The organism is Nocardioides abyssi, assembly GCF_030412915.1.
Classification (GTDB): Bacteria; Actinomycetota; Actinomycetes; order Propionibacteriales; family Nocardioidaceae; genus Nocardioides; species Nocardioides abyssi.
On record NZ_JAUHJR010000009.1, the window covers coordinates 60,300 to 82,760 of the forward strand.

General features: G+C 73.3%; 17 protein-coding genes and 1 tRNA gene. 1 reads left to right on the forward strand and 17 read right to left on the reverse strand.

What is annotated here, in order from left to right; all coding sequences use genetic code 11:
* Nucleotides 1–145: 145 nt before the first annotated feature.
* Complete coding sequence (locus QWY29_RS17345; protein ID WP_300962366.1) at nucleotides 146–757, reverse strand: ANTAR domain-containing response regulator; 612 nt, start codon at nucleotides 755–757, stop codon at nucleotides 146–148.
* Between the two features lie 84 nt (nucleotides 758–841).
* Nucleotides 842–1,027: a hypothetical protein gene (locus tag QWY29_RS17350; RefSeq protein WP_300962367.1), complete on the reverse strand. Its 186-nt coding sequence runs from the start codon at nucleotides 1,025–1,027 to the stop codon at nucleotides 842–844.
* A 68-nt stretch (nucleotides 1,028–1,095) separates the two neighbouring features.
* Here QWY29_RS17350 and QWY29_RS17355 point away from each other — a divergent pair.
* Nucleotides 1,096–1,171: transfer RNA gene (locus tag QWY29_RS17355), tRNA-Leu, on the forward strand.
* Nucleotides 1,172–1,300: 129 nt separating this feature from the next.
* On the opposite strand, the gene pyk is transcribed toward QWY29_RS17355, so the two are convergent.
* From pyk to QWY29_RS17430, 15 genes are all read right to left on the reverse strand, one after another.
* A complete protein-coding gene (pyk, locus tag QWY29_RS17360) occupies nucleotides 1,301–2,764 on the reverse strand; it encodes a pyruvate kinase (RefSeq protein ID WP_300962369.1) in 1,464 nt (487 codons plus the stop codon).
* A 120-nt stretch (nucleotides 2,765–2,884) separates the two neighbouring features.
* Nucleotides 2,885–4,354 (reverse strand): glutamate synthase subunit beta, encoded by a 1,470-nt coding sequence (locus tag QWY29_RS17365; protein WP_300962370.1) that lies wholly within the window; start codon nucleotides 4,352–4,354, stop codon nucleotides 2,885–2,887.
* Nucleotides 4,347–8,891, reverse strand: a complete 4,545-nt coding sequence (gltB, locus tag QWY29_RS17370) for a glutamate synthase large subunit (RefSeq protein WP_300962372.1) — start codon at nucleotides 8,889–8,891, stop codon at nucleotides 4,347–4,349. The genes QWY29_RS17365 and gltB overlap by 8 nt, the downstream gene beginning before the upstream one ends.
* Nucleotides 8,892–9,083: 192 nt before the next feature.
* Entirely contained in the window at nucleotides 9,084–9,995 is a 912-nt protein-coding gene (lgt, locus tag QWY29_RS17375) for a prolipoprotein diacylglyceryl transferase (RefSeq protein WP_300962373.1), read from the reverse strand.
* Nucleotides 9,992–10,609, reverse strand: coding sequence for an SCO family protein (locus tag QWY29_RS17380; RefSeq protein ID WP_300962375.1), 618 nt, complete (start codon nucleotides 10,607–10,609; stop codon nucleotides 9,992–9,994). Before QWY29_RS17380 ends, lgt begins: the two co-directional genes overlap by 4 nt.
* A complete protein-coding gene (gene trpA / locus QWY29_RS17385; protein WP_300962377.1) occupies nucleotides 10,602–11,429 on the reverse strand; it encodes a tryptophan synthase subunit alpha in 828 nt (275 codons plus the stop codon). The genes QWY29_RS17380 and trpA overlap by 8 nt, the downstream gene beginning before the upstream one ends.
* Nucleotides 11,426–12,709, reverse strand: a complete 1,284-nt coding sequence (trpB, locus tag QWY29_RS17390) for a tryptophan synthase subunit beta (RefSeq protein WP_300962378.1) — start codon at nucleotides 12,707–12,709, stop codon at nucleotides 11,426–11,428. The genes trpA and trpB overlap by 4 nt, the downstream gene beginning before the upstream one ends.
* On the reverse strand, nucleotides 12,706–13,488 hold the full coding sequence (gene trpC, locus QWY29_RS17395; protein ID WP_300962379.1) for an indole-3-glycerol phosphate synthase TrpC: 783 nt from the start codon (nucleotides 13,486–13,488) through the stop codon (nucleotides 12,706–12,708). The genes trpB and trpC overlap by 4 nt, the downstream gene beginning before the upstream one ends.
* 86 nt (nucleotides 13,489–13,574) lie before the next feature.
* Nucleotides 13,575–13,976, reverse strand: coding sequence for a DUF2752 domain-containing protein (locus tag QWY29_RS17400; RefSeq protein WP_300962380.1), 402 nt, complete (start codon nucleotides 13,974–13,976; stop codon nucleotides 13,575–13,577).
* Nucleotides 13,977–13,983: 7 nt separating this feature from the next.
* Nucleotides 13,984–14,178: an HGxxPAAW family protein gene (locus QWY29_RS17405; protein ID WP_300962381.1), complete on the reverse strand. Its 195-nt coding sequence runs from the start codon at nucleotides 14,176–14,178 to the stop codon at nucleotides 13,984–13,986.
* A 63-nt stretch (nucleotides 14,179–14,241) separates the two neighbouring features.
* Nucleotides 14,242–14,832 (reverse strand): Trp biosynthesis-associated membrane protein, encoded by a 591-nt coding sequence (locus QWY29_RS17410; RefSeq protein WP_300962382.1) that lies wholly within the window; start codon nucleotides 14,830–14,832, stop codon nucleotides 14,242–14,244.
* Nucleotides 14,825–15,172, reverse strand: a complete 348-nt coding sequence (gene hisI, locus QWY29_RS17415; protein ID WP_300962383.1) for a phosphoribosyl-AMP cyclohydrolase — start codon at nucleotides 15,170–15,172, stop codon at nucleotides 14,825–14,827. The genes QWY29_RS17410 and hisI overlap by 8 nt, the downstream gene beginning before the upstream one ends.
* Before the next feature lie 55 nt (nucleotides 15,173–15,227).
* Complete coding sequence (locus QWY29_RS17420) at nucleotides 15,228–18,545, reverse strand: carboxypeptidase regulatory-like domain-containing protein (RefSeq protein ID WP_300962384.1); 3,318 nt, start codon at nucleotides 18,543–18,545, stop codon at nucleotides 15,228–15,230.
* 214 nt (nucleotides 18,546–18,759) lie between these two features.
* Complete coding sequence (locus tag QWY29_RS17425; protein WP_300962385.1) at nucleotides 18,760–20,556, reverse strand: ABC transporter ATP-binding protein; 1,797 nt, start codon at nucleotides 20,554–20,556, stop codon at nucleotides 18,760–18,762.
* Nucleotides 20,553–22,373: an ABC transporter ATP-binding protein gene (locus tag QWY29_RS17430; protein WP_300962386.1), complete on the reverse strand. Its 1,821-nt coding sequence runs from the start codon at nucleotides 22,371–22,373 to the stop codon at nucleotides 20,553–20,555. The genes QWY29_RS17425 and QWY29_RS17430 overlap by 4 nt, the downstream gene beginning before the upstream one ends.
* Between the last annotated feature and the right edge of the window lie 88 nt (nucleotides 22,374–22,461).

Sequence of the window (22,461 nt, forward strand, 5' to 3'; positions counted from 1 at the left end):
ACCCGACGGGCACCCGACGGGCACCGCCCGCAGAGTCTAGGGGGACGCAACGTGGCGCGGGGCACATCCGGCCCGGCGCGCGTCGGCTTTACCGGACCGTGATCTAGCGGTGACGTGCCGGCGACCCCGAAGGCTTGGAGACGGCTCAGCCGGCGACGCCGGGACCGTGTTCCACGACGCCGTCGGCGACCTGGCGCATCGAGAGGCGCAGGTCCATCGCGGTCTTCTGGATCCAGCGGAACGCGTCGGGCTCGGAGAGACCCAGCTGCTGCTGCAGCACGCCCTTGGCCCGGTCCACCGACTTGCGGGTCTCGAGCCGCTCGGAGAGGTCCGCGACCTCGGCCTCCAGCAGGCTCAGCTCGGAGAACCGGCTCACCGCCATCTCGATGGCCGGCACCAGGTCGGACTTGGAGAACGGCTTGACGAGGTACGCCATCGCACCGGCGTCGCGGGCCCGCTCCACCAGCTCGCGCTGGGAGAACGCGGTCAGGATGACCACCGGCGCGATCCGGTCGCGGGCGATCGCCTCGGCCGCCGCGATCCCGTCGAGCACCGGCATCTTCACGTCGAGGATCACCAGGTCGGGGCGGAGCTCCTGGGCCAGCTCGATCGCTCGCGCCCCGTCGCCGGCCTGGCCCACGACGTCGTACCCCTCCTCGCCGAGCATCTCGGCGAGGTCCATCCGGATCAGCACCTCGTCCTCGGCGATCACGACGGTGCGCGTGGTGCTACTCGGGACGGGGGCGGGCTCGGTCACGCGCCACAGGGTAGCGACGGCTCCCCCGCCCGTCCCACGGACGGACCGGCTGACCCCGTCAGCAGGTGCGCCGGGTCACGCCGGTCATGCGGGTCGTGCGGGTCGGCGGGACCGCTCGCGGTCCACCCGCTCGACGTACGCCGCCGCGTCGGCCCGCTCGACGAGCCGACGGCTGCACGCGACGGTCGCGGCGCGCGCATTGTCCACCGCCTGCTCGTTGCTCGCCCTCGCCCATCCCGCCGGCCACCGCCACGGTCTCGTCCAGGTCATGGCCCAAACTGTAGCGATCAACTCGACTTAAGGGAACCGTCTGTGCGGGCGATAGTGTCTGGCCCCGCGCCCCGATAGCCCAACGGCAGAGGCAGTGGTCTCAAACACCATCCAGTGTGGGTTCGAATCCCACTCGGGGCACCAGCGTGGCAGGTTTCGAGACGCGCGCCAGCGCGCGCTCCTCAACCAGCCGGGGCAGCCGAGCGCGCGCTCCTCAACCAGCCGGGGCAGCCGAGCGCGCGCTCCTCAACCAGCCGGGGCAGCCGGGGCGGGTCAGGTGGCGCGGCGGTAGGCCGGCGCCACGCCCTTGATGGCGTCGCCCATCCGGTGGATGCGCAGGGCGTTGGTGGAGCCGGGGATGCCCGGAGGGGCACCGGCGATGATCACGACGTTGTCGCCCTCGCTGACCCGGCCGATCTTGAGCAGCTGCTCGTCGACCTGGCGGACCATCTCGTCGGTGTGCTCGACCGAGGCGGTCTTGAAGGTCTCGACGCCCCACGACAGCGAGAGCTGGGAACGCACGGCGGCCTCGGGGGTGAAGGCGAGGATCGGCACCGAGCCGCGCAGGCGCGACATGCGGCGGGCGGAGTCGCCGGACTGGGTGAAGGCGACGACGTACTTGGCCTCGACGCGCTCGGCGACCTCGAGAGCGGCCTTGGCGATGACGCCGCCCTTGGTGTGGGGGTCCCAATCGATGGTCGAGACGTGGTCGACGGCCTCGGCGGAGAGCGCGTGCCGCTCGGTGGCCTCGACGATGCGGGCCATGGTCTCGACGGTGTGCACGGGGTACTCCCCCACGCTGGTCTCGCCCGAGAGCATCACCGCGTCGGCGCCGTCGAGGACGGCGTTGGCGACGTCGGAGGCCTCGGCGCGGGTCGGCGCGGGATTGCCGATCATCGACTCCAGCATCTGGGTGGCGACGATGACGGGCTTGGCGTTGAGGCGGGCCTTCTCGATGATCCGCTTCTGCAGGAACGGCACGTCCTCCAACGGGCACTCCACGCCGAGGTCGCCGCGGGCGACCATGAAGCCGTCGAAGGCGGCGACGACGTCGTCGAGGTTCTCGATGGCCTGCGGCTTCTCGATCTTGGCGATGACCGGCACCGAGACGCCGACCTCGCGCATGATCCGGCGGACGTCCTCGGCGTCCTCGCCGCTGCGCACGAAGCTGAGCGCGACGAAGTCGACGCACAGCGCGAGGGCGAAGCGCAGGTCGCGCTCGTCCTTCTCCGACAGCGCCGGGACCGAGACCGCGACGCCCGGCAGGTTGATGCCCTTGTTGTCGCTGACGCGGCCGCCGACGAGCACCTCGGTGCGGACGTCCGTCCCACCGACCTCGGTCACCCGCAGGCGGACCTTGCCGTCGTCGATGAGGATCGGGTCGCCGACGTTGACGTCGCCGGGCAGGCCCTTGTACGTCGTGCCCGCGACCTCGGCGTCGCCCGGGACGTCGCGGGTGGTGATCGTCCACTCCTGGCCGCGGCGCAGCTGGACCGGTCCGCCGGCGAACTTCTCCAGCCGGATCTTCGGGCCCTGCAGGTCGGCGAAGATGCCGACCCCGTGGCCGCTGGCGTCGGCCGCCTCGCGCACGAGACGGTAGGCCTCCGCGTGGTCCTCGTGGGAGCCGTGGCTCATGTTGAGCCGGGCGACGTCCATGCCGGCGTACACCAGCTCCCGGATCCGGCGGGGCGAGGAGGTCGCGGGACCGAGGGTGCAGACGATCTTGGCTCTACGCACGGGCCCAGCCTAGCGTTCCTTTGATCGTTCCAACACGCCGCGTGCGTGCGGCGGCCGCGACGTGCGACGGGGCCCCCGGTCCAGACCGGGGGCCCCGTGCGCGGGTCGTGCGGGTGCTGCTCAGACCATCAGCGGACGGTCGGTCGGCTTGACCGGCGCCGGCAGCGCCGTCTTGCCGGTCAGGTAGGTGTCGACCGCGGCGGCCGCGGCGCGACCCTCCGCGATCGCCCACACGATGAGCGACTGGCCGCGGCCCGCGTCGCCGGCGACGAAGACACCCGGCACCGAGGACTGGTAACCCTGGTCGCGGGCGACGTTGCCGCGCTCGTCGAGGTCGACGCCGAGCTGCTCGACCAGGCCGGGCTGCTCCGGGCCGGTGAAGCCCATCGCGAAGAGCACCAGCTGCGCCGGGATCTCCCGCTCGGTGCCCTCGACCTCCACCAGCTTGCCGTCCTCGAACCGCACGTCGACCAGCTTCAGCGCGCGGACGTTGCCGTCCTCGTCACCGAGGAACTCCTTGGTCGACACGGCGTAGACCCGCTCGCCGCCCTCCTCGTGGGCCGAGGAGACGCGGAAGGTCATCGGGTACGTCGGCCACGGCTGTCCCGCGGGCCGGGTCTCCGGCGGCTCGGGCATGATCTCCAGCTGGGTGATCGAGGCCGCGCCCTGGCGGGTGGAGGTGCCGAGGCAGTCCGCGCCGGTGTCGCCGCCGCCGATGATCACGACGTGCTTGCCGGTCGCGGTGACCTGCCCCTCGACGGTCTCCCCCAGCGCGGCGCGGTTGGCCTGCGGGAGGAACTCCATCGCCTGGTGGATGCCGCCGAGCTCGCGGCCCGGGGCCTGGAGGTCGCGCGGGACGGTCGAGCCGATGGCGAGCACGACGGCGTCGTACCGCTCGCGCAGCTTCTCGGCGGTCAGCGACCCGGTGCCCACCTCGACCCCTGCCCGGAAGACGGTGCCCTCGCGACGCATCTGGTCCAGGCGCCGGTCGAGGTACTTCTTCTCCATCTTGAACTCGGGGATGCCGTAGCGCATCAGCCCGCCGATCTTGTCGGCCCGCTCGTAGACCGCGACGGTGTGACCGGCGCGGGTGAGCTGCTGGGCCGCGGCCAGGCCGGCCGGGCCGGAGCCGATGACCGCGACGGTGCGGCCCGAGAGCCACTCCGGCGGCTGCGGACGGACGTAGCCGGAGTCGAACGCGCGGTCGGCGATCGTGACCTCGACGTTCTTGATCGTCACCGGGTCCTGGTTGATGCCCAGCACGCAGGCCGTCTCGCACGGGGCGGGACAGAGCCGGCCGGTGAACTCCGGGAAGTTGTTCGTCGCGTGCAGCCGCTCGATCGCGTCGTCCCAGTCGTCGCGCCAGACCAGGTCGTTCCACTCCGGGATCAGGTTGCCCAGCGGGCAGCCCTGGTGGCAGAACGGGATGCCGCAGTCCATGCAGCGCCCGGCCTGCGGGGTGATGATCGGCAGCAGCGCGCGGCCCGCCGATCCCGGGTAGACCTCGTTCCAGTCCTGGACGCGCTCCTCGACGGGGCGCCGGACCGCGACCTCGCGGCCCTCCTTCAGGAATCCCTTGGGGTCAGCCATGGAGGGCCTCCATCATCGCGTGGGCGGTCTGGTTCTCGTCCAGGCCGTCGGCCTCGGCCTTGGCCTTGGCCTCGAGGACCTTGCGGTAGTCGGTCGGCATGACCTCGGTGAAGCGCTCGAGGGCGGCCGGCCAGTCGGCCAGCAGCTGCGCCGCGACCTCCGAGCCGGTCTCCTCCTGGTGCTCGCGCACCAGCTGCTCGAGCTCGGCCGCGGCCTCGCCGGCGACCGGCGAGAGCTCGACGAGCTCGGGGTTGACCCGCTTCGGGTCGAGGTCGAGGACCCAGGCCACGCCGCCGGACATGCCGGCGGCGAAGTTGCGGCCCGTGGGACCGAGGACGACGACGCGCCCGCCGGTCATGTACTCGCAGGCGTGGTCGCCCACGCCCTCGGTGACGGCCCAGGCGCCGGAGTTGCGGACGCAGAACCGCTCGCCCACCCCGCCGCGCAGGAAGATCCGGCCCGAGGTGGCGCCGTAGCCGATCGTGTTGCCGGCGATGACCTGCTCCTCGGAGCGGAACGACGCCGCGCGGTCGGGCCGCACGACGATGCGGCCACCGGAGAGGCCCTTGCCGACGTAGTCGTTGGCGTCGCCCTCCAGCCGCAAGGTCATCCCCTTCGGCACGAACGCGCCGAAGGACTGGCCGGCCGAGCCGGTGAAGGTGAGGTCGATCGTGCCCTCGGGCAGCCCCTCGCCGCCGTACCGCTTGGTGACCTCGTGGCCGAGGATCGTGCCGACGGTGCGGTTGACGTTGCGGATCTCGACCTGCGCGCGCACCGGCTCGCCGCGCTCGAGCGCGGCCTCGGCCAGCGGCACGAGCGTGGTGACGTCGAGCGCCTTCTCCAGCCCGTGGTCCTGGCCGGTCGTGTTGCGCAGCGACGCGCCCTCGGCCAGCTCGGGCACGTGCAGGACCGGGGTGAGGTCCAGCCCGGCGGCCTTCCAGTGGTTGACCGCCGCGCCCACGTCCAGGGCGTCGACGCGGCCGACGGCCTCGTCGATGCTGCGGAAGCCGAGCTCGGCGAGGTACTCGCGCACCTCCTGGGCGATGAACTCGAAGAAGTTCACGACGTACTCGGCCTTGCCGTTGAAGCGCTCGCGCAGCACGGGGTTCTGCGTCGCGACGCCCACGGGGCAGGTGTCGAGGTGGCAGACGCGCATCATGATGCAGCCCGAGACCACCAGCGGCGCGGTGGCGAAGCCGAACTCCTCGGCGCCCAGCAGCGCGGCCACGACGACGTCGCGACCGGTCTTGAGCTGCCCGTCGGCCTGCACGACGATCCGGTCGCGCAGGTTGTTGAGCAGCAGCGTCTGCTGGGTCTCGGCCAGGCCGAGCTCCCAGGGACCGCCCGCGTGCTTGAGCGAGGTGAGCGGCGACGCGCCGGTGCCACCGTCGTTGCCAGAGATGAGCACGACGTCGGCGTGCGCCTTGGACACACCGGTCGCGACCGTTCCGACGCCCATCTCCGAGACCAGCTTCACGTGGACGCGAGCCGCGGGGTTGGCGTTCTTCAGGTCGTGGATCAGCTGCGCCAGGTCCTCGATCGAGTAGATGTCGTGGTGCGGCGGCGGGCTGATCAGGCCCACGCCCGGCGTGGAGTGCCGGGTCTTGGCCACCCACGGGTAGACCTTGTGGCCAGGCAGCTGGCCGCCCTCGCCGGGCTTGGCGCCCTGCGCCATCTTGATCTGGATGTCGTCGGAGTTGGTGAGGTACTCCGCGGTCACGCCGAAGCGGCCCGAGGCGACCTGCTTGATCGCGCTGCGGCGCTCGGGGTCGTAGAGCCGCTCGGGGTCCTCGCCGCCCTCACCGGTGTTCGACTTGCCGCCGAGCCGGTTCATGGCGATCGCGAGGGTCTCGTGCGCCTCCTGGCTGATCGAGCCGTACGACATCGCGCCCGTCGAGAACCGCTTGACGATCGACTCGACCGACTCGACCTCCTCGACCGGGATCGCCTCCCGGCCGGTGACCTCCGCACCCTTGAACCGGAAGAGCCCCCGCAGCGTCATCAGGCGGACCGACTGCTCGTCGACGCGCGCGGTGTACTGCTTGAACACGTCGTAGCGGCCGGCGCGCGTGGAGTGCTGCAGGCGGAAGACGGTCTCGGGGTCGAACAGGTGCGGCTCGCCGTCGCGGCGCCACTGGTACTCGCCGCCGGTCTCCAGCTCGCGGTGGGTCGGGGAGATCCCGCCGCGGGGGTACGCCGTGGCGTGGCGCCGGGCGACCTCCTCGGCGATGGTCCCCAGCTCGATCCCGCCGAGCTTGCTGGTCGTGCCGGTGAAGTACTGGTCGACGACCGACTGCGAGAGCCCGACGGCCTCGAAGATCTGGGCGCCGGTGTAGGAGGCCACGGTGGAGACGCCCATCTTGGACATCACCTTCAGCACGCCCTTGCCGAGCGCCTTGACCAGGTTCTTGACCGCGACCTCGGGGTCGGCCTTCACGTAGTAGCCGTCGCGGGCGAGGTCCTCCACGGACTCCATCGCGAGGTAGGGGTTGACCGCCGCGGCGCCGTACCCGACGAGCAGCGCGACGTGGTGGACCTCGCGGACGTCGCCGGCCTCGACGAGCAGGCCGACCTGGGTGCGGGTCTTCTCGCGGACCAGGTGGTGGTGGACGGCGCCGGTGAGCAGCAGCGACGGGATCGGCGCGAGCTCGGCGGTGGAGTGCCGGTCGGAAAGCACGATGATCCGCGCCCCGTCGGCGATCGCCCGGCTGACCTCGCCGCAGATCTCCTCGATCCGGCGGGCGAGCGCCTCGCCGCCACCCTCGACCTCGTAGAGGCCGCGGGAGACGTGGGTGATGAACCCCGGCATGTCGCCGTCGCGGTTGATGTGGCGGATCTTGGCCAGGTCGTCGTTGGAGATGACCGGGAACGGCAGCACGACCTGCCGGCACGAGGCCGGCTGCGGCTCGAGCAGGTTCGACTCCGGGCCGATGGTGCCGTTGAGCGAGGTGACGAGCTCCTCGCGGATGGCGTCCAGCGGCGGGTTCGTGACCTGCGCGAAGAGCTGGTTGAAGTAGTCGAACAGCAGCCGCGGCTTGTCGCTGAGCGCCGCGATCGGGGTGTCGGTGCCCATCGAGCCGATCGGCTCGGCGCCGGTGTTGGCCATCGGCGAGAGGATGACCCGCAGCTCCTCCTGGGAGTAGCCGAAGACCTGCTGGCGACGGGTCACCGAGGCATGGGTGTGCACGATGTGCTCACGCTCGGGGATGTCGTCGAGGTGGATGAGCCCGGCGTGCAGCCACTCCTCGTAGGGGTGCTCCGCGGCGAGCCCGGCCTTGATCTCCTCGTCCTCGATGATCCGGCCCTCGTCGGTGTCGACGAGGAACATCCGGCCCGGCTGCAGGCGGCCCTTGCGGACCACCTTGGCGGGGTCGATGTCGAGGACGCCGACCTCGGAGGCCAGCACGACGAGGCCGTCGTCGGTGACCCAGTAGCGGGAGGGGCGCAGGCCGTTGCGGTCGAGCACGGCGCCGATCTGTGAGCCGTCGGTGAAGACGACGCAGGCGGGGCCGTCCCACGGCTCCATCATCGCGGAGTGGAACTCGTAGAACGCGCGGCGCTTGGCGTCCATCTCGCCGTGGTTCTCCCACGCCTCGGGGATCATCATCAGCACCGAGTGCGGCAGCGACCGCCCGCCCATGTGCAGCAGCTCGAGCACCTCGTCGAACGACGCGGAGTCCGAGGCGCCCGGGGTGCAGATCGGGTAGAGCCGCTCGAGGTCGCCCGGGATGAGGTCGGACTGCAGCAGCGCCTCGCGGGCGCGCATCCAGTTCCGGTTGCCCATGACCGTGTTGATCTCGCCGTTGTGCGCGATGTAGCGGAACGGGTGCGAGAGCGGCCAGCTCGGGAAGGTGTTGGTCGAGAAGCGCGAGTGGACCACGGCCATCGCCGAGGTCACCCGCTCGTCGCGCAGGTCGGGGAAGACCACGTCGAGCTGCGCGGGGGTGAGCATGCCCTTGTAGACCAGGGTCCGCGAGGACAGCGACGGGAAGTAGACGTCGGTCTCCCGCTCGGCGCGCTTGCGCAGGCAGAAGGCCATCCGCTCCAGGCCCAGGCCGGTCAGGCGGGTGCCCTTGCCGGCCACGAAGAGCTGGGCGAAGGTCGGCATGACGCCGAGCGCGGTCTGCCCCAGCGGCGCGGGGTCGACCGGCACGTCGCGCCAGCCGAGGACCTCGAGGCCCTCCTCGTCGGCGAGCTCCTCGAGGCGGCGGCGGGTGGCGGCGACCGCCTCGTCGTCACCCGGCAGGAACGCCGTGCCGACGGCGTACGCACCGCGGCTGGGGAGCTCGAAGTCCACGACCTCGCGCAGGAAGGCGTCGGGGACCTGGATGAGGATGCCGGCGCCGTCGCCGGAGTTGGTCTCGGCGCCCGCGGCTCCGCGGTGGTCGAGGTTGAGGAGCGCGGTCACGCCCTGGCGGACGATCTCGTGGCTCGCGGCGCCTGACAGGTTCGCGACGAAAGCCACACCGCACGCGTCGTGCTCGTGGCTGGGGTCGTAGAGCCCTTGGGGCGGCGGGAACGCGTGCGGGTAGGGCACTGGGTTCTCCCGTCGTCGAGCCGGTCCCCGCACGGAGGCTCGGTGAGAAGGCTCCGGGACGAGGCGGCCGGCTGGTCGGCACATGCAGGATTCAGCGGGACGGACCGGATCGGCCCGAGGAGCTGAGGAAGGTGCAGGGACGACGTTGGCCCACGCGGAGCCGTCAGGTTACCACCGCGTTGCGGGCGTGGGTCACCTCGTGACGTCGTCTCGGACGTCGCCGACCTCACGTCCGTCGAGGTGGACGCTCTCCTCCCGGCCGGGTCGGCGCCGCGAGGACCACGCGAAGTACGCCGCCGCGAGCACGAACAGCACGATCGAGGTCCACACGTTGAAGCGCAGCCCGCCGACGTCGGCGAGCTCGACGTCGTCGATGCGCAGCATCTCGATCCACCCGCGGCCCAGCGTGTAGGCCATCACGTAGAGCGCGGCCACGCGCCCGTGGCCGAGCCGCAGCCGGCGGTCGAGCCAGACCACGACGGCGAAAGCCGCGAGGTTCCACAGGCACTCGTAGAGGAACGTGGGGTGGAAGGTCGCCTGGTCGAGGTAGCCCGAGGGCCGGTGGGCGGGATCGATCTCCAGCGCCCACGGCAGGTCGGTGGGCTTGCCGAAGAGCTCCTGGTTGAACCAGTTGCCCCACCGCCCGATCGCCTGGGCGACCAGCACGGTCGGTGCGATCGCGTCGAGGACCGGCAGCAGCCGGATGCCCTTGAGCCGGGCGCCGATGAGGACGCCGACGGCGCCGAGCGCGATCGCGCCCCACACGCCGAGCCCGCCGCGCCACACGTAGAGCGCGGTGACGGGGTTGTTGCCCTCGCCGAAGTAGCGGCCGCTGTCGGTGGCGACGTGGTAGAGCCGACCGCCGACGAGGCCGAAGGGGATGCCCCAGATCGCGAGGTCCTGGATGTCCCCGGCCGTGCCGCCGCGGGCGACCCAGCGGCGCTCGGAGAGCCAGACGGCCACGACGATCCCGAGGATGATCGACAGGGCGTACCCCCGCAGCGGCACCGGGCCGAGGTACCACGTGCCCTCGCTCGGGCTCGGGATGCTCAGCGTGGCCAGGCCCGCGACCAGGTCGGGCGTGATCCCGCCGAGCCCGCTCACGCGTCACCCAGCAGGCTGGAGATGTCGGACCGGAACTCGTCGGCGGAGGTGTCCTGGCGCCAGAACATCGGCGCCCGGTCGTTGCCGTCCACCGCGATCACGTAGGTGCCGTGGCTGCCGAGGTCGTAGCCCCCCGACGCCAGCTCCTCGCCGTCGGCGACGAACACGCCGACCGACTCGGCGACCGTGGCGGTCGTGTCGAGGTCGCCGCGCACGCCGACGTACGACGGGTCGAACCGGTCGAGGTAGTCGCGCAGCACCGCGCGGGTGTCGGTCGCGGGGTCGGTGGTCACGAAGACCACGTCGACCTGCTCGCGCTCCTCGTCGCTGAGCTTGGTGAGCCCGGAGGTGAGGGTCTGCATCACCATCGGGCAGATGTCGGGGCACTGGGTGTAGCCGAAGAACACCAGCGTCAGCCGGGCGTCGGTGTCGTCGGCGAGCGAGAAGGGCTTCCCCTCGGTGTCGGTCAGCGGGGTCGCGGCCACCTCGAACGGCGGGTCGACGACGCTGCCGGTGACCTCGCCGTCGCCGCTCTCGCCGCCGCACCCGGCGAGCAGCAGGCCGGCGGCGAGGGTCGACGCGAGGGCGGTGCGCAGACGGGCGGACCTACCCACGCCGGACCCCCGCGGCGAGCTCCTCGGCCAGGGCGCCCAGCGCGCGCAGGCCCGCGGGGCGGTCGTCGGCGTGGTCGAGCAGGCGGCGCACGAACGCGGAGCCGACGATCACGCCGTCGACGTGCTCGGCGAGGTCGGCGGCCTGGTCGCCGGTGCTGACCCCGACGCCGACGCCGACCGGGAGGTCGGAGCCCTCCGGGCTGAGCGCGCGGGTGCGGGCGACCAGCGGCGCGACGGCCGCGGCGGTGGTCTGGGTGGTGCCGGTGACGCCCATGATCCCGGTGGCGTAGACGAACCCGCGGCACGCGGCCGTCGTCATCGCGATCCGCTCGTCGGTCGAGGAAGGCGCGACGAGGAAGACCTTGTCCAGGCCGTGCTCGTCGGCGGCGGCGATCCACTCGGGCGCGCTGTCGGGGGTCAGGTCGGGGGTGATCAGGCCCGCTCCCCCGGCGCTCGCGAGGTCGGCGGCGAAGCGCGGCACGCCGTAGCGCTCGACCGGGTTCCAGTAGGTCATCACCAGCGTGGGCGTGCCGGTGGCGGCGACCGCCTCGACGGTGCGCAGCACGTCGGTGGTGCGCACGCCGCCCTCGAGCGCGGCCTGCGCCGCGGCCTGGATGGTCGGCCCGTCCATGACCGGGTCGCTGTAGGGCAGCCCGATCTCGATGACGTCGCAGCCGGAGTCGACGAGCGCCTTGAGCGCGTCGATGCCCCCGGCCACGTCGGGGTAGCCCGCGGGCAGGTAGCCCACCAGGGCCGCTCGGCCCTCGGCGCGGGCCCGCTCGAAGGCGGTGCTGGCGGTGACGGTGGTCGTGCGGGTCATCCGACCGGCTCCTCGGTGACGTCGTCGGAGATCTCGGCCTCGGTGCGGCCCAGGCCGAACCACTCGATCGCGGTCCCCATGTCCTTGTCGCCGCGGCCGGAGAGGTTGATCAGCACGGTCGCGTCCGGCCCCTTCTCGGCGGCCAGCTCGCGGGCGACGCGCATCGCCCCCGCGACGGCGTGGGCGGACTCGATCGCCGGGATGATGCCCTCGGTGCGGCTCAGCAGCGCCATCGCGTCCATCGCCTCGACGTCGGTGACCGGCGTGTAGGTCACGCGGCCGGTCGCGGCCAGGTGCGCGTGCTGCGGGCCGACGCCGGGGTAGTCGAGACCGGCCGAGATCGAGTGCGACTCGATGGTCTGCCCGTCGGCGTCCTGCAGGACGTAGGTGCGCGCCCCGTGCAGCACGCCCTTCTCACCTGCGTGGATCGTCGCCGCGTGGCGCGGGGTGTCGACACCCTCGCCGCCGGGCTCGAAGCCGTGGATGGCCACGCCCTCGTCGTCGAGGAACGCGGTGAACAGGCCGATCGCGTTGGACCCGCCACCGACGCACGCGGCGATCGCGTCCGGCAGCACGCCGTACCGCTCGAGGACCTGGGCGCGCGCCTCGTCGCCGATGCCGCGCGTGAAGTCGCGGACCATGCTGGGGAACGGGTGCGGGCCGGCGGCGGTGCCGAAGAGGTACGCCGTGCGGTCGACGCTGGCGACCCAGTCGCGCAGCGCCTCGTTGATGGCGTCCTTGAGCGTGGCGCTCCCGGACTCCACCGGCACCACCTCGGCGCCGAGCAGGTGCATCCGCGCGACGTTGAGCGCCTGGCGCCTGGTGTCGACCGCGCCCATGTAGACGGTGCAGTCGAGCCCGAAGTACGCCGCCGCGGTCGCGCTGGCGACGCCGTGCTGCCCGGCCCCGGTCTCGGCGATGACGCGCGTCTTGCCCATCCGCTTGGTCAGCAGGGCCTGGCCCAGGACGTTGCGGATCTTGTGGGCGCCGGTGTGGTTGAGGTCCTCGCGCTTGAGCAGGATGCGGGCGCCGACCTGCCGGCTGAGCCGCTCGGCGTGGTAGAGCGGGCTCGGCATGCCGCCGTAGTCGCGCAGGATCGCGTCGAACTCCGCGACGAAGGCCGGGTCGGCCATGGCCTCGTGCCAGGCCTCGGTGAGCTCGTCGAGCGCCGCGACCAGGGCCTCCGGCATGAAGCGGCCGCCCCAGCCCTGCTCGGGCCCGCCGAACCAGCCGCGCTCGTCGGCGTCGTAGCTCGTCGTGCGGTGCACCTCGGTCGTCATGCGCCCACTCCTGTCATCGCGCGGACGGCGGCCTGCGGGTCGCCGTCCTTGACCAGCGCCTCGCCGACGAGCACGGCGCGGGCACCCTCGCCCACGAACCGCTCGACGTCGGCGGGCGAGAAGATCCCCGACTCGGCCACCTTCACCCGGTCGTCGGGCACGAGCGGCGCGAGCCGCCCGAAGGTGTCGGCGTGGATCTCCAGCGTCTTGAGGTTGCGGGCGTTGACGCCGACCAGCTCGGCGCCGAGCTCCACGGCCCGCTCGGTCTCGACCTCGTCGTGGACCTCCACGAGCACGGTCAGCCCCAGCTCGCGGGCCTCGTCGTGGAGGCGGCGCAGCTCGTCGCCGGGCAGCGCGGCCACGATCAGCAGCGCCAGGTCGGCGCCGTTGGCGCGGGCCTCGACGAGCTGGTAGCTGGAGACGATGAAGTCCTTGCGGAGCAGCGGCACGTCGACGGCCGCGCGGACCGCGCGCAGGTCGGCCAGGCTGCCGCCGAACCGGCGCTGCTCGGTCAGCACGCTGATCGCGGCGGCGCCCCCGGCGGCGTACTCCTTCGCGAGCACGGCGGGGTCGGGGATGTCGGCGAGGTCGCCCTTGCTGGGGCTGCGTCGCTTGACCTCGGCGATGACGCTCGAGCCCGGCGCACGCAGGTGCGGCATCGGGTCGCGCGGCGGGTCGACGTCGGCGAGGGCCGCCCGCAGGTCGGCGAGGGGCAGGGCCGCCTCGCGCTCCGCGAGGTCGGCGCGGACCCCGTCGACGATGTCGTCGAGCACGGACACGGCTGCTCCTCAGGCATGGATCGGGTGGCGGCACAGGCGGAGCCGCACGTCACGAGTCTGTCACGCGGCTCCTCCCCCGCTGCAGGTCAGGGGGCGAGCCAGGCGCCCGCGGGGAGGTTGCGCAGCACCGTGAAGGCGAGCGCGACGACCCCGAGGGTGACGGTCGCACCGCGAGCCAGCCGCGGGGAGACCGGGCTGCGTCCGTCCGGTCGCCGGCGCAGCACCCACCAGCCGCCGACCACGGCGAGGACCAGGAGCAGCGCGACCAGCAGCAGGTTGCTGGACGCGGCGTCGGCCCAGCGGCCGTGGGTCAGGTCGTTGACGGCGCGGAGCCCGCCGCAGCCGGGACAGGCCAGGCCGAGCGCCGCGCTCGGGCACACGCCCCAGGCGCCGGGCTCGTGCGGGTCGCGCAGGCGGAGCGCCAGCGCGGCGGCGGCGAGGCCGCCGAGGGTGACCCCGGGCGCCAGGAGGCGCTGCCGGAGGGTCACCGCGAGGTCACTCGTTCATGCCCATCTTGTCCATGGCGATGAAGATCACCAGCGCGACGACGACCATCGCCACGCCGACCCAGAAGACGACGAAGCTGACCGGGTCGAGCATCAGACCGACACCACCGACCACGAAGCCGAGCAGGGCGACCACGACGGCGGTCCAGGCCGCGGGGGTGTTGCCGTGGTGGGCACTAGACATGCGGAGAGCTCCTCGATCGGGGGTCGTGGTGACGGGGCGATCCTAGCGACACCCGGGCCGCGGTCAGGCCGTCGGGTCGCGTCCCTCGTCCATCGCCTTCCACAGGTCGATGTTGGTCGCGTCCTCGGGCGCGACCGCCTCCGGAGCGGCCGCGGGCCCACCGGCCGGGGCGTCGTAGCGGCTGCCCATCTCCGGCCAGCCCGGCACGAGGCGCACGGCCGCCACCGAGGCCACCAGCGTCACGAGCGAGCCGAGCGCCGAGGCCCACAGCCACGCGGTCCGGCCGACCTCGGGGGTCGAGCCGGTGGCGTCGTACGCCGCACGCACGTCGTCGACGGTCGAGGACCAGCCGACCACCACCGCCGCGACCAGGCCGAGCGCGGCGACGGCGCCCAGCACGGCGACCGCGCGGCGCACCCGCCGGCGGGTGACGAGCAGGACGCCCCAGCAGGCCAGCACGACCAGCGCCACCGCGGTCGCGGCCGGCATCTCGCCGGTGTCGCCCGCCGCGTAGCCCAGGAATGCCGCCTCTCCCCCGCTGCCCGCGGCGGCCTCGGCCCACGGGCGGCTGCCACCGACGGCCGCGAGCGTCGCCCCGGCGAGGCCTGCGAGGACGAGCGGCCCGAAGGTCCGGCGGGCCGCGGGGTCAGCCACGGGTCGGGAGCTCGACGGCGTCGAAGCAGGTGCGGTCGCCGGTGTGGCAGGCGGCGCCCTCCTGGTCGACCTTGACCAGCAGCGTGTCGCCGTCGCAGTCGAGGCGGACCTCCTTGACCCACTGGACGTGGCCGGAGGTCTCGCCCTTGAGCCAGTACTCCTGGCGCGAGCGCGACCAGTACGTCGCCCGGCCGGTCGTCAGCGTGCGGTGCAGCGCCTCGTCGTCCATCCAGCCGAGCATCAGCACCTCGCCGGTGTCGTGCTGCTGCACCACCGCCGGGACCAGTCCGTCGGCGGTGCGCTTGAGGCGGTCGGCGATGTCGGGGGCCAGGGAGCTCACCTGCTCAGTATCCCCGGCCCCCGTCAACGCAGGACCATCCGCCCGGTCGGCCCGGTCAGCCCGGGATGCCGATCCGGGCCGTGCGCTGGCCCGACGCGGTGAGCCGGTCGCCGGCGTACTTCACCGTGAAGGCGTGCATCCCGTCCGACAGCTTGCGCACGACCAGGCGGACCCGGCCGTCCTGCAGCCGGCCGGTGGCGACCACGCGGCCGCGCTCCAGGACGCGCACGCGGCCGGTCGGGTCGGTGCCGGGGGCCGTGACGACGAGCCGGAGCACGGCGGTCCGGCCCCGGGCCGACGAGACCAGCCGCAGCTTCGGCGCCGCCTTGACCAGCGCCCCGAGGGAGGTGGCGCGCTGGGTCGTGGCGCGGGTCGGGTGGGTGTAGGTCACCCGGACACCGATCCGGCTGCCGAGGTCGTCGGCCGTGACCCGGTAGCTGCCGGCGGTGGCGCCGGGGACCGCACGACCGTCGCGCAGCCACTGGTAGGACGCCGTGGCGTCACCGGGGCTGAACGTGCCGGCCGAGGCGGTGAGGCGGGCGCCGACCCGCGCCTTGCCGGTGACCCGCGGCCCCTGGGTGACGGCCACCGGGCTGTCGGCGACCGCGGCCGTCGGCAGCGAGGTGGCGTCCGCGTCGCGGTGGCCCGCTCGGCGGGCGGTCACGACGACGGTCAGCCGGCGACCGAGGACGGCACCGGTCGGCGAGTACGACGAGCCGGTGGCGCCGGGGATCGCCGTGCCGTCGGCCTGCCACTGGTAGGTCACCGAGGTGGGGCTCGGGGTCCAGGAGCCGGCGGTGGCCGCGAGGGTGCCGCCGACGACCGGGGTGCCGGTGACCACCGGCCGGGCGGTGTTGACGATCTCCTCGAGGTCGGCGACGACCGCGACGGTCCGCGCCGACTCCGCGCTGGAGGCGGTCAGGCCGGGCCGGCTGGCGGTCACGCGGACCGAGACCTGCTTGCCGACCTGGGCGGCGCCGAGCAGCAGCTGGTCACCGGTCGCGCCGGCGACGGCGACGCCGTCGGCCAACCACTGGTAGGCCAGCGCCGGGGCGTCGACCGACCAGGTGCCGCCGGTGGCGGTGAGCCGCTCGCCCTCGCGGGCGGTGCCGGTGACGGTCGGGAGGACGCGGTTGGTGATCGCGCCGCGCGTGACCTGGGCCGTGGGCTCGGAGGTCGCCGTCGCGGTGCCACCCCCGGTGGCGGTGACGCGGACCGCGATCCGGCGGCCGACCTGCGCCTCGGTCGGGTCGAAGGTCCGCCCGGTGGCACCGGCGATGGCGGTGCCGTCGGCGGTCCACTGGTAGGCGAACGCCGTCGGCGTGGTGCTCCACTCGCCATTGGTCGCGGTGAGGGTCGACCCCGTGGCGGGGGTGCCGGTGATGCTCGGCAGGAGGCGGTTCTCGAAGGCGGCCCCGCCGAAGATGCCGGCGCTCGGGCCGGTCTGCTGCGAGGTGACCGTCAGCGGCTCCAGGCCGGCCTGGGTGCCGGTGACGCGGATCGAGTAGCGGATGCCGGAGGAGAACGACGACGGCGTGTAGGTGTCGCCGGTCGCGCCGCTGATGGGCGAGCCGTTGCCCAGCCACTGCACGGCGAGCGTGGTGCCCGGGGTCCACGTGCCCTTGTTGGCCGTCATCCGGGTGCCGCCCTTGGCACCGCCGGAGATCCACGGACGAGCGGTGTTCTGCACCTGCGAGCGGCCGACGGTGAAGTCGACGTTCGGCGTCGGGCCGGCGACGACCACGTCGGTGGCGCCGGCACGGGTGGTGGAGGCCGGCCACCAGGTCTCGACCCGCTGGCCGCCGACGCTGCCGGAGAGCCTCACGCGGTAGGGCCGGTGGGCCACGCGCACCGACCAGGCGCCGCCTGCGCCGGTGGTCGTGGTCGCGACGGGGCTGGCGACATCGGTGGTGACGGCGACGCCGTCGCGGATGTCGGTGACGAGGCGGTAGTGGGCGTCGACGCCCAGGCCGCTGACGCCCGTGCCCTGCGGGTTGCGCACGGTGCCGCTCAGCAGGCTGGTGGCGATGGTGCGGGCGGGGACGGCCGTGACCTTCTCGGCCGCCACGGTCACGTCGGCGGCCTTGTCCAGGCCGACCAGGCCGGGCAGGAATCCCTCCCCCAGGCCCGGCAGCGTGACCTTCGCCCGGTAGGTGCCAGCCGGGAGGACCTGCTCGTAGTAGCCGGTCGCATCGGTGGCGACGGGCCCGCCGCCGGCTACCTGCCACGAGGTGCGGATGGTGTTGGTCTCGGGCTCGCGGTCACGGACCTCGCGGAAGAAGGTCAGCGTCGTGCCGCCCGCTGCGTACGGCGTGCCGTCCGGGTTGACCAGCCGACCGGTGACGCGACCGGGCAGCGCGAGCTTGACGTCGATGCCGGTCCGCTGCTGTCCGTCGGACACGGCGAGGTCCGTGCCCTCCTCGACGCGTCCCCCGCCGCCGTGGAACACAGTGGTGTGGCCGGGCTTGGAGAACCCGATGCGGTAATAGCCGGGGTCCAGGTCGAGCGAGTAGGTGCCGTCCGCCTCAGTGGCCCCCTTCCTGGTCTCCTCCCAGATCTGCTTGCCGTCGCCGTCCACGCGGAAGCTGTAGGCGGTGACCGTGGCGCCGTCGATCGGACGGTTGTCCGACGTGAGGACGGCGCCCGAGATCGTCCCCTGCCGGCGCACGCGGTCGAGCTGGACGGTGCCGAGCGATCGACCGGCACCGGCTGCGACGCTCACCGTCGTCGCGGCGTCACGGGTCGGCTGGTCGTCGTACCACTCCTCGGCGAACGCCGAGGCTCCGACGAAACCGATGACGTAGTTGTCGCCCCACGGCACCGGGACCGCGAAGTTCCCGGAGGCATTGGTGGTGCCGGTGGCCTTCTCGACGAACTCGACGCCGCTCGCCGTGACCGTACGACGCCACACCTCGACCGAGACCCCGCTGATCGCAGGCGCGCCGGACTGGGACGAACGGACCGTTCCGGTGATCGGAGCCTCGGTGCGGGCCAGCTCGACATGCGCAGCCGCATCGGCGGCGCTGACGACGCTGCCCAGTGCTTCGGAGCCGGCGTTCTTCCACCACTCCGTCACGTAGCCGGACTTCTCGTAGCTGACCTTGTAGGTGCCCTCGGGGAGCTTCAGGGCGTAGCGGCCCTCGGCGTTGCTGGCGGCCGTGACCGGCGCCGCCGTGGTCGACACCGTGCTCCTCGCCGTCACCGTCACCCCGCTGACCGGACCTGCGAAGGGATCGGACACGACCCCCGAGAACTCGAACTCGGTCGCCGCAGCGGCCGGTGCGGCGCTCAGCGCGCCGAGCACGAGGGCCAGCGCGGTGAGGAGGACCGCGAGCGGTCCGCTCCGCAGGCGGGTGGACGGGGTGGAGGGCATGGGTCACCTCTCGTGGCGGGGAGTCGATACCCCAGGGGGCAGGGGCAGCGACCCTCCAACGACCCCGTCAGGGGCCTGTCACGGGCCGACGGCAAAACCACCCGTCGGCACTAGTCCGTCCGGGCCATGCCGGCCCTAGGGTGGTCCCGGGTCGTCGACGGCCCACCCTCCACCAGCCGGACCAGCAGCTCGGCGGCGGCCCGACAGCAGCCCGTCAGCGGCCCTGCTGGGCGACCCAGGAGGCGTGCAGGCCGGCGTACACCCCGCCCTGCTCGGCGACGAGGGCAGCGTGCGGCCCCCGCTGGACGACCCGGCCGCGGTCGACGACGACGACCTCGTCGGCGTTCTCGGCGGTCGAGAGGCGGTGGGCGATGGTGACCGAGGTGCGGCCGTTCATGAGCCGCTCGAGCGCCCGGCCGATCCGCATCTCCAGCGCGGGGTCGACGGCACTGGTGGCCTCGTCGAGCACGAGCAGGTCGGGGTCGGCGAGGTGGGCCCGCAGGAGCGCGACCAGCTGCCGCTCCCCCGCCGAGAGCGACTCGCCGCGCTGGCCGACCGGGGTCTCGATGCCGCGGGGCAGGCCGGCGAGCCAGTCGCCGAGGCCGAGCTCCTCCGCGCTGGCGCGGATCTCGTCGTCGGTGGCCTCGAGGCGGCCGTAGCGGACGTTGGCGGCGAGGGTGTCGTCGAAGAGGAAGCCCTCCTGCGGCACCAGCACCACGCTGCGGCGCAGCGAGGTGGACCCGATGTCGCGCACGTCGACGCCGTCGAGGAGCACGCGCCCCTCGGAGGGGTCCATCAGGCGGGTCAGCAGCTTCGCGACCGTCGACTTGCCCGAGCCGGTCTCGCCGACGACGGCGACGCGGGTGCCCGACGCGATCGCCAGGTTGATGTCGCGCAGGACGAGCGGGCCGGTGGGGTAGGCGAACGAGACGTGCTCGAAGCGCACGTCGATCGGCCCGCGCGGCAGGACCTCGCCCGCCTCCCCCGGGTCGACGAGGTCGGCGGGGGTCTCGAGGATGCCGATGACGCGACGCCAGCCGGCGATCGCGTTCTGGGCGTCGGTGAGGATCTGGGTGCCCATCTGCACCGGGCCGACGAACAGCGTCACGAGGAACGCGAACGCCAGCACCTGGCCGGCGGTGATGTCGCCGCCCCACAGGCGGCCCTGGCCCAGCCAGATGCCGACGATCAGCACGCCGGCGTTGGCGAGGCCGGCGGACACGCCGCCGAGGGAGAACGAGAACGCCGTGAAGCCCTGCGCGCGCGTGCTCGCCGCCTTGTGGGCGTCGATCGCCTCGTCGATGCGGCGCTGGGTGCGGTGCTCGACGGCGTAGGCGCGCACGACGGCCGCGCCGACGACGGGCTCGGAGACGGCCGAGAGCATCAGGCCGACCTGTCGCCGCACGGTGCCGTAGGCGTCGGAGAGCTTGCGCTGGAAGAAGCGCAGCGAGAGGAACAGCGGCGCGAAGCAGAGCCACACGACCAGCGCGAGCTGCCAGCTGTAGACGACCATCACCACGGTCGCGACGAGCACCTGCCCGACGCTGACGACGAAGAGCAGGCCGCCGAAGACGAGGAACTGGCTGACCTGGTCGACGTCGCTGGTCACGCGGGAGACCAGCGCGCCGCGGCGCTCGGTGTTCTGCGTCAGCAGCGGCAGGTCGTGGACGTGCCGGAACGCCTTGGTCCGCAGCGTCGCCAGACCGCGCTCGGCAGAGGTGAAGAGCCGGGTGGTCATGGCGTACGACGCCCAGCTGGTCGCCACGATCGCGAGCGCGGCGATGACCCCGGCCCAGACGGTGAAGGACACGTCCGGCCCGCCCGGACCGTTGACGCCGCGGTCGAGGACCTGCTGGACGGCGATCGGGACGACGACCTGGCCGGCCGAGGCCAGCACCGCGAGCGCGAGCGTGCCCCGGATGCCCTCCTTCAGCTCGGGCGAGAAGTGCACGCCGCGGCGGATGGTGCGGATCGCGCCGATCTCCTCGCCGGAGTCCATCACCGTGCTCATGCGTTCACCTCCCGGTCGTCGTGGACGTCGTCGTGCTCGGTCTCGTAGGCGTTGACCAGGTGGGCGTACGACGGGCTGCGGCGCAGCAGCTCGGCGTGCGTGCCGCGGTCGACGATCCGCCCGTCCTCGAGGTGGACGACCTCGTCGGCCAGCGCGATCGTCGCCTTGCGGTAGGCGACGACCACCAGCGTCGGGCCGGCGCCGGTGGCGTCCCGCAGCGCGGCCAGGATGCGCGCCTCCACCTCGGGGTCGACCGCGGAGGTCGCGTCGTCGAGGACCAGCAGGCGCGGGCGGCGCACCAGGGCGCGGGCCAGCGAGATCCGCTGGCGCTGGCCGCCGGAGAGCGAGGTGCCGCGCTCGCCGAGCCGGGTGTCGAGCCCGTGCGGCAGGGCGGCGACGAACCCGTCGGCCTGCGCGGCCCGGAGCGCCGCCCACACCTCCTCGTCGGTGACGTCGGCGCCGAGGGTGACGTTGCCGCGGACGGTGTCGTCGAAGAGGAACGGCGTCTGCGGGACGCTCGCGACCGTCTCGGCCAGCTCGCCGCGGGCCAGGTCGCGCAGGTCGGTGCCGTCGAGCAGGATGCGGCCGGCGTCGGGGTCGACCAGGCGGCTGAGCAGCATCGTCAGCGTGCTCTTGCCGGAGGCGGTCGCGCCGACGACCGCCACGGTGCGGCCCGGCTCGACGGACAGGTCGACGCCGTCGAGGAGCCGGCGGCCGGGCTCGTAGGAGTAGGCCAGCCCGTCGACGACGAGGCCCGCGCCGCGCGCGCCGGCCGGTGCGGCCGCGGCCGCGGTGCGCTCGCCGTACGGCATCTCGCCGGTCGCGTCGAGGACGCCCCGCACCCGGCGGTAGCCCACGACGCTGCGCGGGAACTCGCCCAGCAGCCAGCCGATGGAGCGGATCGGGAAGGAGACGATGGTGAGCAGGTAGGCGACCGTCACGACCGCGCCGGCGTCGGCGGCGCCGCTGAGCACGCGGGAGACGCCCACGGCCAGGACGACGAGGACGCCGATGTTGGGCAGCGCCGCGAGCGTCGGGTCGAACGCCGCGCGGATCCGGCCGGCGCGGATGTTGACGTCGCGCAGCTCGCGGGCGCGGGAGGCGAACCGCTCGGTCTCCTCCCCCTCGCGGCCAAGCGTCTTGACGACCATCGCGCCGTCGAAGGACTCGTGCGCGATCTCGCTGACCTCGGCGCGCAGCTGCTGGGCGCGGGTCATCCAGCCCTGGGCGAGGCGCTGGTAGGCGACGTTGACCGCGATGACGACCGGGAAGATCGTCAGGCCCACCAGGGCCAGGACCACGTCGGCCAGCAGCATCTGCACGACGGCGATCACCATCATCGCGACGGTGCCGACCGCCATCGGCAGCGGCGCGATCGGCCCCCAGGCGGCCTCGACGTCGGAGTTGGCGTTGGAGAGCAGCTGGCCGGTGGGGTGGCGCTGGTGCCACTCCATCGGGAGGGTGAGGTACTGCCGGGTGACGGCGCGGCGGGTGTGGGCCTGCATGCGGTACTGCATGACGCCGGCGCCGAGGCGACGGGCGACGATGCCGACCGCCCGAAGGATGGCCACGCCGAGGAAGAGGCCGAGGACGGCCAGCAGCATGTCGGCGCCGACCTCGCCGGTCTCGAACGCCGGCAGCACGACGTGGTCGGTGGCCCAGCCGAGGACCCACGCGTCGGCGACGGTCAGCGCGCCGAAGAGCACGCTGCCGAGGGTGGACAACGTGAAGATCCACGGCTCGCGCTTGATCGCCACCCACAGCACGCGGAACCCCGCGCTGGTCGATCCCCGGCCCTGCTCGTGCTCGTCCGTCACCCGCTCCTGCTTCCCTCGACCCGGGCTGAGCACCCGGACGCGCCACGATATTCCGGCCGCCGAGGGCGACCGGAATCCGTGGCGAGGA

What these genes read in the sequence shown, in the direction of transcription:
- QWY29_RS17350 (WP_300962367.1), bottom strand. Translation starts at nt 1,027, where the DNA reads ATGACCTGGACGAGACCGTGGCGGTGGCCGGCGGGATGGGCGAGGGCG.
- QWY29_RS17365 (WP_300962370.1), bottom strand. Translation starts at nt 4,354, where the DNA reads ATGGCTGACCCCAAGGGATTCCTGAAGGAGGGCCGCGAGGTCGCGGTC.
- trpA (WP_300962377.1), bottom strand. Translation starts at nt 11,429, where the DNA reads ATGACCCGCACGACCACCGTCACCGCCAGCACCGCCTTCGAGCGGGCC.
- trpB (WP_300962378.1), bottom strand. Translation starts at nt 12,709, where the DNA reads ATGACGACCGAGGTGCACCGCACGACGAGCTACGACGCCGACGAGCGC.
- QWY29_RS17405 (WP_300962381.1), bottom strand. Translation starts at nt 14,178, where the DNA reads ATGTCTAGTGCCCACCACGGCAACACCCCCGCGGCCTGGACCGCCGTC.
- QWY29_RS17420 (WP_300962384.1), bottom strand. Translation starts at nt 18,545, where the DNA reads ATGCCCTCCACCCCGTCCACCCGCCTGCGGAGCGGACCGCTCGCGGTC.
- QWY29_RS17425 (WP_300962385.1), bottom strand. Translation starts at nt 20,556, where the DNA reads ATGAGCACGGTGATGGACTCCGGCGAGGAGATCGGCGCGATCCGCACC.